Consider the following 15489-nt stretch of genomic DNA (forward strand, 5'->3'; position numbering starts at 1 on the left):
GATTTGTAAACAGGTTTAGAAAAAATTAGCAGTCAATCTTAAAGATGCTGTGTGGCTAGCTCCTGGTGCTAACACAGTCAGGTTATCGCCAGTATTAAGAGAGTTACGGGTGGCACTCCACGGTTCTAGACAGTAGAATTCCTTGCCTTTGACTGTCCAAAATACCAGCCAGGTAGAGAAATCGTCATAATCCAAGGTGAGCTTTAACTTACGGCTGCGATCTATAGCAGTAGCCGATTTGCTCGTTAACTGTCCAAAGGCAAAATCAATTTCATCACGGCTAAAGTCAAAATTGCCATCAAAAGAGTGAATTTCTTTACTTTGATTGTCTTGATACTGCTTAGAGGGAATTTCAAACTCTAACTGAGTTTTATCACCGCACAGAAAGTACGGATGGAAACCAGCCGAAAAGGGCATTGGTGTGGATGACAAGTTTTTATACTGTTGACGGACTTCTAAAGTATTACCTTGAAGTTCGTAGGTGAAAGCCAGCTGAAAATCAAAAGGATAAACTGCCTTGGTTTGCTCATTGCTATCAAGAATGACAGTCAGACTAGCTTTATCCTCAGTTTGTTGTTCTGTTGCTTTCCACGGCAATTCACGGGCAAAACCGTGTTGTTTAAGAGTATATTTTTGCCCGTTGTGAGTGTAGGTATTATCTGGTAGATTGCCACAAATAGGAAACAAAATTGGATTTCCACCCCTGACACTTAAATCAGGATGAGTGAAGCGTTCAGTATCCAAGTAGAAAATTTCTTGCCCTTGAATGCGCCAACGGGTGATAATCCCACCGCGTTCTGGTACGACTTCCAGTTGAGAGCCAGCGGTTTCATCTGAAAGAATGTAGGTCTTATACTGTTGCTTTTGAACTGTAATGGTAAACACAAATTTTAGTCCTGGGTGTAAGGATTGGGGACTTGTACTGATCAGAGCCGAAGTAATGGGGAATGGGGAATGGGACTTGTACTGAGCGGCTTGCCTTGACTTGTGCTAAGCGTAGTCGTAAAGCCTACGGCATAGCTACGCTTAGGGCGCAGCCTCAAAGTAGAGAAGTGTTAGGGAGTGGAAAGATTTCCCAGTAACCAGTATTCAGTCCCCAGTCCCTAACTTACTCGTCTTCTGCAAACACAAAGCGATATAACTCGCTGGGGTCTGGTTCAGGGCTGCTTTCGGCGAACTTAACTGCTTCGTCGATTACATCTTGAATTTTACGATCAATGGCTTTGAGTTCTTGCTGATCTGCCAGGTTTTGCTCAACTAAATAAGCTGCTAACTTCTTAATTGGGTCACGAGCAAACCAAAATTCTTTCTCAGCCTTGCTTCGCATTTCATCTGGGTCTGCCAGAGAGTGACCACGGAAGCGGTAGGTAAGTGCTTCAATTAATGTCGGGCCTTCACCTGCACGAGCGCGACTTACAGCTTCTTGGGCTACGGCTCGCACCGCTAGCACATCCATACCATCTACTTCCACACCCACCATGTTAAATACACTGGCTTTTTTGTAAATCTCTGGCTGGGAAGTTGCTCGCTCGTGAGCCATACCGATTGCCCACTTGTTATTTTCTACCACAAAAATAATTGGCAGTTTCCATAAAGCTGCCATGTTCAACGTCTCAAAAAATTGACCGTTGTTAGCAGCACCATCGCCAAAAAAGCAAGCTGTCACTTGGTCGGCGCTGTTATCTCCCAGTACTTCGCGGCGATATTTGCTTTGAAAAGCTGCTCCAGCTGCTACAGGAATTCCCTCAGCCACAAAAGCATAGCCACCTAACAGGCGATGTTCAGCAGAAAACATGTGCATGGAACCACCACGCCCTTTGCTGCAACCTGTGGCTTTACCAAATAACTCTGCCATTACCTCTCTTGCTGGTACGCCTGCACTCAGAGCATGAACGTGGTCGCGGTAGGTACTAGAAACGAAATCTTCACCTGGTCGCATCGCCTGGATAACACCAGTGGAAACGGCTTCTTGACCGTTGTACAGGTGGACAAAGCCAAACATTTTCCCCCTATAGTACATTTCGGCGCACTTGTCTTCAAACAAGCGCCCCAGTACCATGTCTTCGTACAACCGCAACCCTTCTTCTTTGGTGATGTGGGTAGTAGCAGCATTAAATTTGGGTAATGTGCGTTCATGAACCATGATTTTTGAGTGTCCCTGTTGTACAACTTAAAAGTTACGGTCTTAAATTAAGTTGCTCTCATAATGCTTTAGCTTTATGACAAGCTAGCGTTTGCAAGAGTCAACAATCAAATTTATTTATGCACCAAAAAGGGTCGTATGGAATAGTTTATTAGTTCTGAGTTCTCAGTTTTGAGTCCTAGAGTATTATGCTTTTTACTCAAGATTCAAGACCAGCACTGTTTGCTTACTACTCCCCCTCATAGGCTAGCAATCAGGATAGACTGCTTTCTGCATATCCATTAACAATTTAGGAAAAATGGACTTCAAAATCATATACCTAGCTAGGTAATTGTAATTAAAATCTAATCATGATATGATATTCTTCTCCCGTATCGTTATCAGGTTCAACCCTCAAAAGTGGTATTTCTATTACCGCATACGCAGGGTGTACTTAAAGGAAAATCATATAGATTCTTGCAAGTACAATATCTATGCCGTCACTAAAAGTGGTAGTTTTACATTACGGTATCGAATGCAAACAGCAGTTGTGTTAAACGAAAAATACTAAGAATTAAGACAAAAAGCTGACGCTTTCTAGGCGAAGGCAAAAATTAATACTAGAATGTGACTCAAAATTTCGGGAAGGTACAAAACAAGTTGTTGCAATATACACTTGTAGTGTAAATTCTACACGGCATTATTATGGCACGGTTTTACATGCCTGGAACGCTCTAGGTAAATTATGCTGATCACGGTGCAGGGGAAGTAGGCTGTGCGAATTCCACTAGATTACTACCGAATTTTAGGACTACCGTTAGCGGCAAGTAATGAACAATTGCGGCAAGCATATAGCGATCGCATTGTACAATTGCCGCGACGCGAGTATTCTCAGGCAGCAATTTCTTCTCGCAAACAACTCATAGAAGAAGCTTACGTGGTTTTATCAGATCAAAAAGAACGTAGCACCTACGATCAGCTTTATCTGGCTCACGCCTATGACCCTGATAGCGCCACCGCAGTGGAAAACCGCACGGAAAGCCACAAAAAGGGTCTTGACGCGCAAAGTCTTAGCATCGAAATTGTCCAAGACGAATTAGTTGGCGCTTTATTGATTCTGCAAGAGCTAGGAGAATACGAACTCGTACTAAAACTGGGTCGTCCGTACCTAGTGAAAAATAGTGCCAGCAAGGACAATAATCTCGCAAGCGAAGAAATCCACGAAAGTGCTGAACGTCCAGACGTTATTCTCACCGTTGCCCTTGCCTGCTTAGAGCTAGGACGCGAGCAATGGCAGCAAGGCCACTACGAAAATGCTGCCATATCCCTAGAAACAGGTGAGGAATTGCTATCACGCGAAAGCTTATTCCCCAGCGTACAGGTTGAAATTCAGGCGGATCTTTGCAAATTGCGACCATATCGAATTTTAGAGTTACTGGCACTACCTCTAGAGAAAACTACCGAACGGCGTCAAGGTTTAGGATTATTGCAAAATATCTTAGAAGACCGTGGTGGTATTGATGGCACTGGCAAAGATCTATCTGGTTTAAACATAGATGACTTTCTGCGATTCATCCAGCAGTTACGCAACCACTTAACAGTTGCAGAACAGCACAAGCTATTTGAAGCTGAAAGTAAACGTCCCTCTGCTGTTGCTACCTACTTGGCTGTTTATGCTTTGATAGCACGAGGATTTGCTCAGCGTCAACCAGCTTTAATTAGTCAAGCAAGGCAAATGCTGATGCGTCTGGGCAAGCGCCAAGATGTACATTTAGAACAATCACTATGTGCATTACTACTGGGGCAAACCGAAGAAGCAACCCGTGTTTTAGAACTCAGTCAAGAATACGAAGCCCTAGCTTTTATTCGAGAAAAATCTCAAGATTCTCCAGACTTACTACCAGGGCTGTGTCTGTATGGAGAACAATGGTTGCAACATGAGGTGTTTCCGCACTTCCGAGATTTGGCAAAGCAGCAAGCTTCTCTAAAAAATTACTTTGCCGACCAACAGGTTCAAGCTTATTTAGAAGCACTACCAACTGATGCAGAAACAACTGATGAATGGGCTGTAATTAACCGCCAGCCTTTTCCCCAGGTACAGACAAATAATTCCCGTCGCCATAGTAATTCAACTGGGTCTCGGCAATTCAATCACAACATAACACCTGACCCAGAGTTACCAGAAACACTAATAAGAGAAAGGTCTGAATATGCCAACTTCTCGCCACCTACATGGAATACGTCTGGGAGTGCAAAATCAGAAGTATCTGGGGCACAGATTCCTACTGCTGAACGAATAGCCAGAGGCACTAACAGCAACTTAAATGGTTCAGCTAAGGCTGCTACAACGGGTCAGAATCGAAAGCGAAGGAGGCGAAAGCCCACTCAAGTGCCGCCTCGTGAGCGTGTATTAGATAATCATCATCATTATCCTCGGCGGCGGCGAACTTTTGCTAGCACCCTAGAAGGGAAAACGCGGCTTGTGTGGAGAGTGTTTATTTCTCTAGTAGGTCTATTAGTTTTCTGGGTAGTAGTCACAACAGCTTTTGGATGGCTAAAAAATCTATTTTTCCCTGCACCGTCTTTACAAGGTGAACAATTATTCGTCCAACTTAATCAACCACCAATACCGATTCCTGACAAAAATAGCAACCCACAACCGCCAGAGGGAACTCTCACAGATACAACCGCACAGGAAGTTATTCAGGCTTGGCTCTCTACCAAGGCCGCGGCTTTAGGGCCAAATCATGAGATTAGTAGTTTAGACCAGATTTTAGTTGGTTCAGCTCTAACTCAATGGCGACTAGTTACCCAGCAGGATAAGTTAGATAACCGCTATCGTAAGTATAACCATAGCCTCAAAGTGGAATCTGTAAATAACATTGAGTTAGACCCAGATCGTGCTGCTGTAGTAGCTACAGTGAAGGAAGTCACGCAGTTCTATGAAAATGGTCAGTTTAAAAAGTCTTCTGAGGAAAGTTTGCGAGTTCGGTATAATTTGATTCGGCTTAAAGGTGCGTGGCGAATCCAGAATATGTCAGTTATTAGTTAGAACCTGTTTGTAATTGAAAGGCTTAGATTCCCGATTTGTCTAAAAAGTCGGGAATCTTATTGTTCATGAATGATTAAGTAGGGCTATATCACTGAGCAATAGACAAAACCCAATCACGTAAAAGTGGGTTAATTCTATCGGGAACTTCGTCATGAGGACAATGACCCGCTGTTAAGAAATGTTCTGTGAGTTCAGGATAATATTGACGAAACTTGTGGGAACGTTCTCTAGCATTCATCCAAGGGTCAGCTTCTCCCCACAAAATTAATAGAGGACAAGTTAATTGCTTTAGTAGCACATCAACTTTTTCTCCTTGAGGAGTGCTAAAGACCGAAACAAACACTTCCATTGCCCCCGAATCGTAAGCAGGACGATAAATTTCCTCTACCAATTGGTCTGTAATCGCGCTCTTGTCAAGATAAACTTTCTCTAAAGTTTGGCGAATTACCCAACGCTGTCGCACGTATTGAAATAACAAAAATTGAGCTAAAGGTTGTTGCAAAATCCACTTGACACTATCACCTAAGAGTTTTTGCAAAGGGTCAGGTTGTTTGGGAGCCTGAATTTCTGATTGTAAAGCTTCAGGTTCAGATGTCGGCTGACTTTCGCTAAAGGGCCCTGCACTATTGAGCAAAACTAAACCAGCTACACTGTCAGGATGTTGTGCTGCAACACACAAGCAAGCATAGCCACCAAGGGAGTTCCCTGCTAATACTGCTTTTTGACCAATGACTTCACTGATAAAGTCGTTTAGTTGGTCGCGCCACAAGTCACCGCTGTACTGCAATTTCGGTTTTGCTGAGCGTCCAAACCCCAAAAGGTCGATCGCAAATACTTCAAAATCTTGGCACAATCCTGTGATATTCTTGCGCCAGTGGTCTGTGGAAGCACCAAAACCATGTACTAGCAGCAAAGGTGGATGTTGCGATTGTCTCTCTCCCGCACGCACATAATAGATGTTGTGTCCTCGCCACTGCCAATATTTGCCAGGAATTGGGCTTGTAGAGGAAACTGTGGTTGCCTGCATGATATAAAGAAATATTAAGTAACTTCTAATAATTGTAGGCTAGCCGTCAAACCTTACGAGTACTCGACCGATTAAGAGTGGGGGAGTGAGAGCAGGGAGCAAGCGCACGAGTAGCAACGGAACAGAAAACCGGGATAAGAAAATAAACTCAAGAAAATTGCTAAAACCCTTGCCATATATACATAGCTGAAATCCACGCCATTAGTATATTTGTTCGTACCGGTATCGAACACCTACCGCTTCAAAGATACAAAGGTGGAGACTATATATAAAACAACCTTCCTTACAATAGAGAATTAAAAACGGGAAATCCTCGAAATAAACCTGACATCAGGCATGATAGTGTCGATAAAAAAAGCTTCAGCTAAACTCTGTACAATAAATTATTAGTTCTTACTGCATCTGGTTCACCATACTAATAAATGTCAGATCAACCTGCACTCCTAATCGAACTGCTCCGTGCGGCGTACGCAGCCTTCAACGCGCGAGACATTGACGCTGCCCTTGCCCTCATGACTCCGGACGTGGTTTGGCCCAGAGCGTTCAAAGGCGGTTTTGTCCGTGGGCCTGAAGAAGTTCGCGCTTACTGGACGGAGCAATGGAGCGAGATCAATGGGCACGTCGAGCCGATTTCCTTTTACTTGGAGGAGGACGGGCGCATTTTGGTCGATGTGCATCAGGTCGTGCGTGACAAGGCTTACGCAGTTCTTGCCGATGAACACGTGGGCCATCGATTCACCCTTGAACACGGCTTGATTCAAGCTATGGAAGTCTGTCCACTTCCATCGTCCACCCCAAAGGCCTAACCACGCCCAAAGAGCGAACAGGCATTGGCGGGCGGCCTTCTTCTGTATCCGGGGTGAAGTAAGCATCCGTACAGAAAGTTACGCACTTGGATTTGATGAGCCGCTTTTAACCCAAGCGATCGCCACGGAGAAACCTGTAACAATTGAAGTGTGATTTGAATTTTGCCAATATTTTTGATTTTATTTTCTTATCCCGGTTTTCTGTTCCGTTGCTACTCACACCCCGGAGCAGGAGAGCACAAGGGGACATAAATACTGACTTTTGACTCTTGTACAGACGCGATTAATCGCGTCTGTACTCTTGACCCTTGACAAATGACAAATAACTAATAACAAATGACAAGTGAAATTACAGGCAAAACTAAACTGCTAGGAGTCATTGGACATCCGGTAGAACATTCGCTCTCACCTGTGATGCACAATTCTGCGATCGCTCAATTAGGCTTAGATTATATTTATCTCCCCTTTCCTATAAAACCAGAGAATTTAGAGATAGCGATCGCTGGATTCGCCGCCATTGATGTTGTCGGCTTTAGTGTGACAATCCCTCATAAACAGGCAATATTGCCCTTATTATCCGAAATTACGCCCATTGCTCAAGCCATAGGAGCAGTGAATACTGTCAGCCGTCAAAATCATCGATGGGTGGGTACAAATACAGATATAGAAGGATTTATTGCCCCTCTGAAAACAACGTATAAACAGGATTGGAGTCAGAAAGCGGCGGTAATTTTAGGTAATGGTGGCGCTGCGAGGGCTGTTGTTGCAGGTTGTCACCAACTAGGTTTTGCCAAAATTCATGTTGTTGGGCGCAACATGCAGAAATTACAAGAATTCCGCAACAGTTGGGGTAATTCACCACTAGCAGAGAATTTGCAAATTCATACATGGGACGCACTCATAAAACTGATTCCGCAAGCTAATTTGTTGGTAAATACAACTCCTATTGGGATGTATCCCAAGGTAAATGAGTCGCCTTTGAGTGCAGAGGAAATGACAAATTTAGCATCGGGTGCGATCGCCTACGATTTGATATATATTCCTAAACCGACGCAATTTCTTCAACAAGCAGAATCACAAGGCGCAATTGCGATCAATGGATTAGAAATGCTCGTTCAACAAGGAGTAGCAGCATTAAAAATCTGGTTGCAGTCAGAAACTTTGCCTGTGGAAGTAATGCGCCAAGCATTGCGAAATCACCTAGACTTAAGGTAATGGGAACTCAAGAAACAGGATATGGATTTGTTTGTTGAAGAAATGAGACGAGCAGAGCTAAGTTGGAACTGAGTAATAGTTGTTTAGGCGTGAAGATATGCGATCGCCTCTGGCGGGGCGTAGCCCATTGCACCCTCATATCCAGGGCAATATGTAAAGCCAAGCCACTCTGCTTTTACGCGCCTGCACGATTACTAAAAAGGAAAAAAACCGTGAAACGCGGAGCTTCACGGCTTTCGATGTGGTGTGAGGAGCTTAACTAAATATCATCATAAAGTAACTATCCCACAGCAATACGCTCGTAACAATTTTGGTAACAGATTTTTCTTAGTGATGATAGCATCATCCCCAAGGAGAATTAACATTGCTCCCACATTGCAGACTATATTTCTTGTATCAAATCTGTGCCAATTAACCTTATGTTTTGAGATCCAGCCTGTATAGCAAACCCCGATTTAAAGCAACTTATAGTTGCTATAATAAAAACAGTATATATTCTCTTGAGCAAACTTATATCCGCATAAGAGTGCTGGTAAGAATCAGCCAGAATGCTTACTAATATCGGATTAAAGTGTTTTAATAGATAGATATGCTAATTACTGAATTTATCTCCAATAAAAAAGTAAAAGCCGTGGAAACTTAGAAGATTCCGCGGCTTTTTGGTGTGGTGTGAGGAGACTTAACTACATATCATCATAAACCCATCTAACTATTAGTGATGTATACGTAACAGAATTTGTAACAAAATTTTCCTTTGATGACATAAAGATATTGTTAGGCTGTCAATCAAAAATGCACAATCGATTGACTAATTTAGGATGTAGATACTTAGTGGAAAAAGGCTAGTCTGAAGGCTGAGTTCAATATTTAACTGAATCTAACTTCATCTTTTAACTGACTTTAGAGCAAAGCACCACCACAACTGGAACCACACCCAGCAGTACAACCATAGCAATAAGAGGCTGTTTGGATCTCACTAATCAAATCTAAACTGCCAGCTTCTAACAATTTTGTAACTGTCAAAGGTTTACCATTGTGAGTTTTCGCAGGTAGATTCATCATCTGGTTAAAGTCACAATCATATACATTACCCAGATAGTCAATTGAAAGTTCATCACGACACATTAAATGTTCAACTGTACTGCCATTAAAATGTGACTCTAAAAATTGCAAATAGCTAGTGTACAGTTTTCTCCGTTCTAAATACATTTGAGTTCTACCAACTGGTAGGTTGGTAATGGTGAAGAGGTTGTTAAATACAATATTAAAATGTTCTTGTAAGAACATTTTGTAATCTTGTTCTAGGTTTGTTTGTTCAGGAGCCAAGGAAAATTTTTCACTTGTGGGCAACTGGGGATTGTATACTAAGTCTAAAATTAAATTTGGATTTTTCCCATAGCCTACTTTGTTTAGCCATTGCAAAGCTTTGACTGAACTATCAAAAACACCAGTACCGCGCATTCTATCAACATTATCTGCTAGGTAGCAAGGCAGAGATGCGACTATTCTCACTTGGTGTTTTGCACAGTATTCAGGTAAATCACCAAACTCATCTTCAAAATAAATGGTCAAGTTAGACCGGACAATTACCTCTTTACCTGTTAACTTTGCTGCTTCTACTAATGGCTTAAATCCATAATTCATTTCTGGTGCACCACCGGTCAAGTCAACTATTTTGATTTCAGGGAATCTGTGGATTACCTCAATTAACTGTTGGCAAATTTCTGGGGAAAGTTCTTCGGTTCGTTTAGGGCTGGCTTCGACATGGCAATGTGTACAGGCAAGATTACAGCGCTTACCCAGATTAATCTGTAAAACAGTAATTTCCTTTTTTGTCAAAGATGAACTAAGTTTGTGTTTGAATGGTGTAATAAATTTATCTAGTTGATTTATTGATTGAGCTTGCATAAGTTATTACTCCTTAAATATATTTTTTCAACCTTGCAATAATCTGTAGATTATTCCACTAATAATTGCAGCAATTGGTAAAGTTAAAATCCACGAAAGTAGTATCTGATAAAAAACACGTTTATTGGCTTTATTGGCAATCAGTCCTGCTCCAAAAATAGAACCAACTGAAACGTAAGTGGTAGAAACAGGAAGCCCAAACTGAGTAGCTGCAATGACTAAAACTCCAGTTACCATGTTGGCTGATAAGCCCTGAGTTTTATTCATTGAAGTAATTTTTGTACTCATGGTTTCAGCAATTTTTTGGGAGTTAAGTAAACCGCCAAGTGCAATTGCGATCGCTATAGTGATCATTCCTCCCTGAATTGAGAAATATTCAATAATCAAAATCAGCGAAACAATCTTGGGAGTGTCATTGAATCCTCTGGCAAAACTGATTACCCCAGCGCTAATAAAATGACAAGTATCAATTATTCTCGGATTGTCTGGTAAGCGCCATCTGGAATTGATGTAGTTAGATAAGCTGTAAATTCCTGCTCCCAAAGAGATAGCGATTATCGGACTAAGTAATAGAGGCAAAAAGAAGGAATTTCCTAAAGCTGTAAAATTAACTTTGAGTCCGATCGCTACTAATCCAGGGCCAATCAGCGCACCTGTTAAACTGTGAGTTGTAGAAATGGGAAATCCTGTAAGGCTAGCAATGAGTACTGTCAAACCAGCAGCGATCGCTACTGCAAGATGAAACTCTGATGTATTAGCGATCGCATCTGGTACTATTCCTCTGCCAGAGAAGTTTTTAATTAGTTTACTTACCAACAAAATCGAAGCGATCGCACCAGCAGAAGTTGTAAAAGTAGCCCACAAAATCGCTGTTTGGTAGCTAGTTGTTCCACTACCAAACAGCGTTGCTACACCTTTAAAGTTGTCATTTGCGCCATTTGAGTAAGCTAAAAAAAGCGTAGCCAGAAATAGACTGATACTGATTAACAGCATTTCATATATTCGGAGTTAACAGCAGCCACCGCCACTATAGTACCAGGTTGAATCCGTAATCATTATTTCTGCTGGTTTTAGAGCTCCAAGCTTAGCAGCAGTTTTGTCACACACAGCTGCGGGAATACCAAGCTGAAGCAGATGACCTGCTGAATCATCGAAAAAGGGTTCTGTACCAGCATAAATCGCTGTTTTTCCAGTGAAGATACAAGCACCGTCTTCGGGAATACCAACTTTAAATGAAACAGAATCGAGACTTTCTAGAAGTAAATTTTCTTCTAGGTTATAAGTCTGGGAATCAAGCAGACGGTAAGGACGACGAGCACGAATTTCAACCTGACCAAAGCCAGCATTTATAATAAGTTGAGTGTACTCTTCATAGGTAAGAGCGCCTGATAAACACATGGCTCTTAGCCGCTCATCTTGTTGTAAATGTGCTGGAATTGGACGAGTAGCAATTGGATCACTCATCTGCAACCGTCCGCCTGGTTTTAATACTCGATATGCTTCTTTTAAAGCACGGGTTAAATCTTCTGGTTCAAAAATGTTGAACAGGCAATTTTGCGCCACGATATCGACGGTAGCATCAGCAATAGGTAAATTAAAGGCATCACCATCGCAAATTTGGACAAAGCTGGTGTCAAACCAAGGATTTTCCTGAGCCGCAATTTCCAAGTTACGTGTAGCAGCTTCTCGCATAGCTGCAACTGGTTCAACGGCAATTACTGCACCTGGATAGCGGGAAAAATAAGCGAATTGCAAGGCTTCTAAACCACCACCAATACCGACATACAGCACAGTCGGTTGGTTTCCTAGTTCCGTGGGGTGAACGGTAGTACCACAACCATAGTTCATTTCCTGCATCGGCACAGGAATTTTCAGCCCTGGTAGTTGCAAAGGTGTGCTTTGGACGCAACAAAGTCCAACTTGTGGTGTTTGGGCGACTTCGCCATAGAATTGCGCTGCTGTTTCTAAATAAGTCATTGCAGTTCTAACGTTGTGTGTTGTCGTAGAGAGTTAGCTTTGTGCATCCTAGTATAGTTAACTCTGAGTTAGATGAGTTTTCGCTGAAATTGCCAAAATCCCCAACCTTTATTTTTTAACAAAGTTTGGGGATAATGTTTTTCGGATAAGTACTCTTTACCTCTCTTGTGGACTGGGAAAGAGTAAAGGGTAGTGGCAAAAGTTAATCACGCAGCACGTAGCCAACACCACGCACAGTTTGAATAAGGCGCTTTTCGTTATTAGTTTCGAGTTTCAGGCGCAGGTAGCGAATGTAAACTTCGATGATGTTTGAATCGCCCATGAAGTCGTAATTCCAGACTTGCTCTAAAATGCGATCGCGTGTAATTACCTGTCGTGGATGAGCAAGTAAATATTCTAGTAAGTCAAATTCTTTGGCGGTTAACTCAATGAATCGATTGCACCGATACACTTCCCGCGTGCGACGATTTAAGCTTAGGTCTTCAAATTCTAAAATATCTGCGGCGTCTGCTTCTTGGGTTCTTCGCAGATGGGCGCGGACTCTAGCTAATAATTCCTCAACGCTGAAAGGCTTAACTACATAATCATCAGCACCAGCGTCTAAGCCCGCAACGCGATCGCTCACTTCATCTTTAGCAGTTAATAAGATTATCGGCACTTTATCACCAGTACTTCGCAGGCGGCGGCATATTTCCAACCCCGACAAACCGGGCAACATCCAGTCTAAAATTACTAGATCTAGATTTAACTCCCGTGCTGCGGTAAGTGCAGTTAATCCATCGTAGGCAACGCTGACTTGATAGCCTTCATAAGTCAGCTCTAATTCGACAAATCGAGCCAGTTTGACTTCATCTTCAACCAGTAAGATGTGCGTCATGATAATGTTAATGATTTCAGCAGGGTGTGGTAAGCAAAAATACGGTCTCAGAATTTAGATTAATGCTAGCTACTAAATAGCCAGATATCTAATTAGGTGTACGTTAGCTTAGTATAAAGCTGAGTAAGTAACAACCGTAAATCCACAATTACCAATGGCTGCTTGGTTCACATAAGACTCCAACTGGTTATTAACAGTAAGCTGTGACATCTTCACCGCATTCATCGGCAAGATAGCATAGAGCTTTAAAACGCAGACTAACCACTTGCTCATAAAGCGGATTCAATTTACACATTGGTGGAATATGAAATAGCTTCCGACTAAACAGTGTGATATCTCGTTCAAACGGACATTGAGCAGGAATGGCTTTACACAATAAATGAGCTAGTTTGGAATTATGAATTTCTATTGCTTCCAACCACTCACGGACTGGATGTAGTAGGTCGTTGTGTAAGTATTGAATAAAGTTTGTCATAATTACTCACCTGATCATTTAGCATTACAAAGTTTTTCAGTTTGTTGAGTTTGCATCTCTATAAAATCTATACGGTTGGTTTCGGCATTTTTATGCAGTTCTTGCTTCTTTCTTAGTTGTAACTGCATCTCTAGTTTCTCGGTATAGGCTTAACTACACATTTAAGTACCGGAATTCCGAATAAATCGCCTGTTATTTTTAGGTAAGATTTTGATAATACATGAACACTACAGGAATTTTAATCAGCTTTTTACCTAATTCAGACCATCTAAACTTAAACTGGAGCGATCGCGGTAAGTCCTCAAAAGAAATTGGCACAAACCCAAAGCCACTATAAAACTCTGTTAGTCGTTCGCCTAGACATTCAAGATACAGTGGTTGAGTCGCCGCGTTGATCAAATACTGCGTTAGAAAAGTACCCAAACCACGACCTCTCCATGCAGGTGCAACCACCAAACTACCCAGTTCTTGTGCATTTGAAAAGTTACGTAGCTGTCCGCAAGCTACTATATCTCCATCGCATTCAATCACCCAGAATTGCTGCCAACGTAATTGAGTTGGATCAAGTTTAGCTGAAAATACTGATAATCGAATTGACCATTTATCCGCAGATGTTGCCTTGCGGAGAACACACCCAATTGGTAATGATAAATTGTTCTGTTTCATTAATTACATTGTTATTTTTAGTATTAAAAATTACATAATATTATGTTTCAGGTAGCACTCAGAGTATTTGACAGTCAATATCGCCTGCTAATCAAGCAGTTACCAAGGAATCTTGGCATATATAACCACTTTAATCAGTTTCAAGTTCTCCGTTAACTGCTGGAAGTGTTCATACTTTAACAACCTCCGTTTTGTGCATTCCCAAAAGCAGATATGAATAGTACTAAACAATACTTCCGATAGAGGGATAGATCAGCCATAACTAGATTCTAGATAGATGAACTCACCCTTCCTATTTTCTTAGAATTATGTCAACAACAAATGACTAAATGATTTCTAGGAGAACACTAATGGCTGAAGAAAAAAAATCTGATAATCAAGGCACTACACCCAGCGCTTCTGGTGGCTATCAAACCCCCATCGAAGAAAGTATCCGCAAGACAGGCGATGCTGAAAAGAGTGATGCTAAACCCACTGCTACACCAGAAGCACCAGGAGAAGACTCTGTAGCAGGTAGCCCTAATCAAGGAACTGAGTCACGTTAATTGGTTTGAGATATCCCAATTGTAAATAATCTAAATTGGGTCTTTTTTCGTGACTATATTTAGTAAATTTGGAGTGGATAGTTGTAGCTTAGATTACAATTATCTACTCATTTTTGTTGGTGTTGGAACCGTTTTTAGCGAGAGTAGTGGCTGAGTTTGAGAGGATGAGGAGAATAACTACACTATATTTACTTGGGTGTGATGGGCTACGCCCCGCCGGAGGCGATCGCAATCCGAAATCCCAATACATCTAGTAGCTCAACCAAACCGTAAATTTCTGCACCTTTTGTTTCTAACAAAACTTTCTCAAGTTTTTCATAATGCTGTTTGGCTTCTTCTGAAAGATTATTCATCTGCACACGCGCATCTACAACATCTTTCAGCGCTGCTCTCAAAAGTTCAGCTGGTAGTGGTTCTTTTTCTTCTTCCAATTCTAAAAAAGTTTCGATGTAAGCAGCCGCTTCTTGGGGGTCTTTGAGAGAAGAAATCAAGTACTCGTGATAACTTCTACTGGTTGGCGTTTTCACTTCTTTCATAATCTCTCCAATATTCCCTAGCTATTTGGATATCTTTTTCTTGGGTGCTTTTATCTCCGCCACAAAGCAAAATTACTATTGTTGACCCTATTTGCCCAAAGTAGATGCGATAACCTGGGCGATAATTAATTTTCAGTTCACACACTCCTTCTCCAACTGAACGATAGTCTCCCAAGTTACCTGACTCTATTCGTTTGAATTTATTTCTAATTTTAGCTCTGGCTCTAAACACTACCTATAACTATTTAGCTATTCCTAAGTAATTATACTGTATTCTTTGATT

14 protein-coding genes and 1 pseudogene are annotated in these 15489 nt (G+C 41.7%); 4 read left to right on the forward strand and 11 right to left on the reverse strand.

All coding sequences use genetic code 11. From position 1 onward, the window contains the following. Positions 1 to 15: 15 nt before the first annotated feature. Positions 16 to 885, reverse strand: coding sequence for an aldose epimerase (locus HCR01_RS17940; RefSeq protein WP_193197493.1), 870 nt, complete (start codon positions 883 to 885; stop codon positions 16 to 18). Between the two features lie 223 nt (positions 886 to 1108). After that, positions 1109 to 2143, reverse strand: coding sequence for a pyruvate dehydrogenase (acetyl-transferring) E1 component subunit alpha (gene pdhA / locus HCR01_RS17945; protein WP_191759035.1), 1035 nt, complete (start codon positions 2141 to 2143; stop codon positions 1109 to 1111). Positions 2144 to 2897: 754 nt separating this feature from the next. Here pdhA and HCR01_RS17950 point away from each other — a divergent pair. Next, positions 2898 to 5174, forward strand: a complete 2277-nt coding sequence (locus HCR01_RS17950) for an IMS domain-containing protein (protein ID WP_193197494.1) — start codon at positions 2898 to 2900, stop codon at positions 5172 to 5174. Between the two features lie 88 nt (positions 5175 to 5262). Here the strand turns inward: HCR01_RS17950 and HCR01_RS17955 are convergent, their stop codons facing one another. Then, positions 5263 to 6201, reverse strand: a complete 939-nt coding sequence (locus HCR01_RS17955; RefSeq protein ID WP_193197495.1) for an alpha/beta fold hydrolase — start codon at positions 6199 to 6201, stop codon at positions 5263 to 5265. 422 nt (positions 6202 to 6623) lie between these two features. Between HCR01_RS17955 and HCR01_RS17960 the strand changes: the two genes are divergently transcribed. Both HCR01_RS17960 and HCR01_RS17965 read left to right on the forward strand, forming a co-directional pair. Next, positions 6624 to 7007, forward strand: coding sequence for a nuclear transport factor 2 family protein (locus HCR01_RS17960; RefSeq protein ID WP_193197496.1), 384 nt, complete (start codon positions 6624 to 6626; stop codon positions 7005 to 7007). 336 nt (positions 7008 to 7343) lie between these two features. After that, complete coding sequence (locus tag HCR01_RS17965; protein ID WP_193197497.1) at positions 7344 to 8222, forward strand: shikimate dehydrogenase; 879 nt, start codon at positions 7344 to 7346, stop codon at positions 8220 to 8222. A gap of 900 nt (positions 8223 to 9122) precedes the next feature. Here the strand turns inward: HCR01_RS17965 and arsS are convergent. The 6 genes from arsS to HCR01_RS17995 form a co-directional block, all read right to left on the reverse strand. Beyond that, positions 9123 to 10130, reverse strand: a complete 1008-nt coding sequence (gene arsS / locus HCR01_RS17970; protein ID WP_193197498.1) for an arsenosugar biosynthesis radical SAM (seleno)protein ArsS — start codon at positions 10128 to 10130, stop codon at positions 9123 to 9125. Between the two features lie 27 nt (positions 10131 to 10157). Next, positions 10158 to 11123, reverse strand: coding sequence for an inorganic phosphate transporter (locus HCR01_RS17975; protein ID WP_193197499.1), 966 nt, complete (start codon positions 11121 to 11123; stop codon positions 10158 to 10160). A 15-nt stretch (positions 11124 to 11138) separates the two neighbouring features. Continuing rightward, entirely contained in the window at positions 11139 to 12107 is a 969-nt protein-coding gene (arsM, locus tag HCR01_RS17980) for an arsenosugar biosynthesis arsenite methyltransferase ArsM (RefSeq protein ID WP_193197500.1), read from the reverse strand. 202 nt (positions 12108 to 12309) lie between these two features. Beyond that, entirely contained in the window at positions 12310 to 12984 is a 675-nt protein-coding gene (locus HCR01_RS17985) for a response regulator transcription factor (protein WP_191759018.1), read from the reverse strand. A 190-nt stretch (positions 12985 to 13174) separates the two neighbouring features. After that, on the reverse strand, positions 13175 to 13459 hold the full coding sequence (locus HCR01_RS17990) for a Mo-dependent nitrogenase C-terminal domain-containing protein (protein WP_193197501.1): 285 nt from the start codon (positions 13457 to 13459) through the stop codon (positions 13175 to 13177). 198 nt (positions 13460 to 13657) lie between these two features. After that, positions 13658 to 14125, reverse strand: coding sequence for a GNAT family N-acetyltransferase (locus HCR01_RS17995; RefSeq protein WP_193197502.1), 468 nt, complete (start codon positions 14123 to 14125; stop codon positions 13658 to 13660). A 350-nt stretch (positions 14126 to 14475) separates the two neighbouring features. On the opposite strand from HCR01_RS17995, the gene HCR01_RS18000 reads away from it, so the two are divergent. Further along, positions 14476 to 14670 (forward strand): hypothetical protein, encoded by a 195-nt coding sequence (locus HCR01_RS18000; RefSeq protein ID WP_162399281.1) that lies wholly within the window; start codon positions 14476 to 14478, stop codon positions 14668 to 14670. Between the two features lie 206 nt (positions 14671 to 14876). On the opposite strand, the gene HCR01_RS18005 is transcribed toward HCR01_RS18000, so the two are convergent. Next, positions 14877 to 15206 (reverse strand): DNA-binding protein, encoded by a 330-nt coding sequence (locus HCR01_RS18005; RefSeq protein ID WP_193197503.1) that lies wholly within the window; start codon positions 15204 to 15206, stop codon positions 14877 to 14879. Further along, positions 15178 to 15432: pseudogene (locus HCR01_RS18010) on the reverse strand (type II toxin-antitoxin system RelE/ParE family toxin); the annotation flags it as partial. The gene HCR01_RS18005 and the pseudogene HCR01_RS18010, both read right to left, overlap by 29 nt. Positions 15433 to 15489 lie beyond the last annotated feature (57 nt).

Source organism: Nostoc sp. MG11 (genome assembly GCF_014904695.1).
GTDB lineage: Bacteria > Cyanobacteriota > Cyanobacteriia > Cyanobacteriales > Nostocaceae > Komarekiella.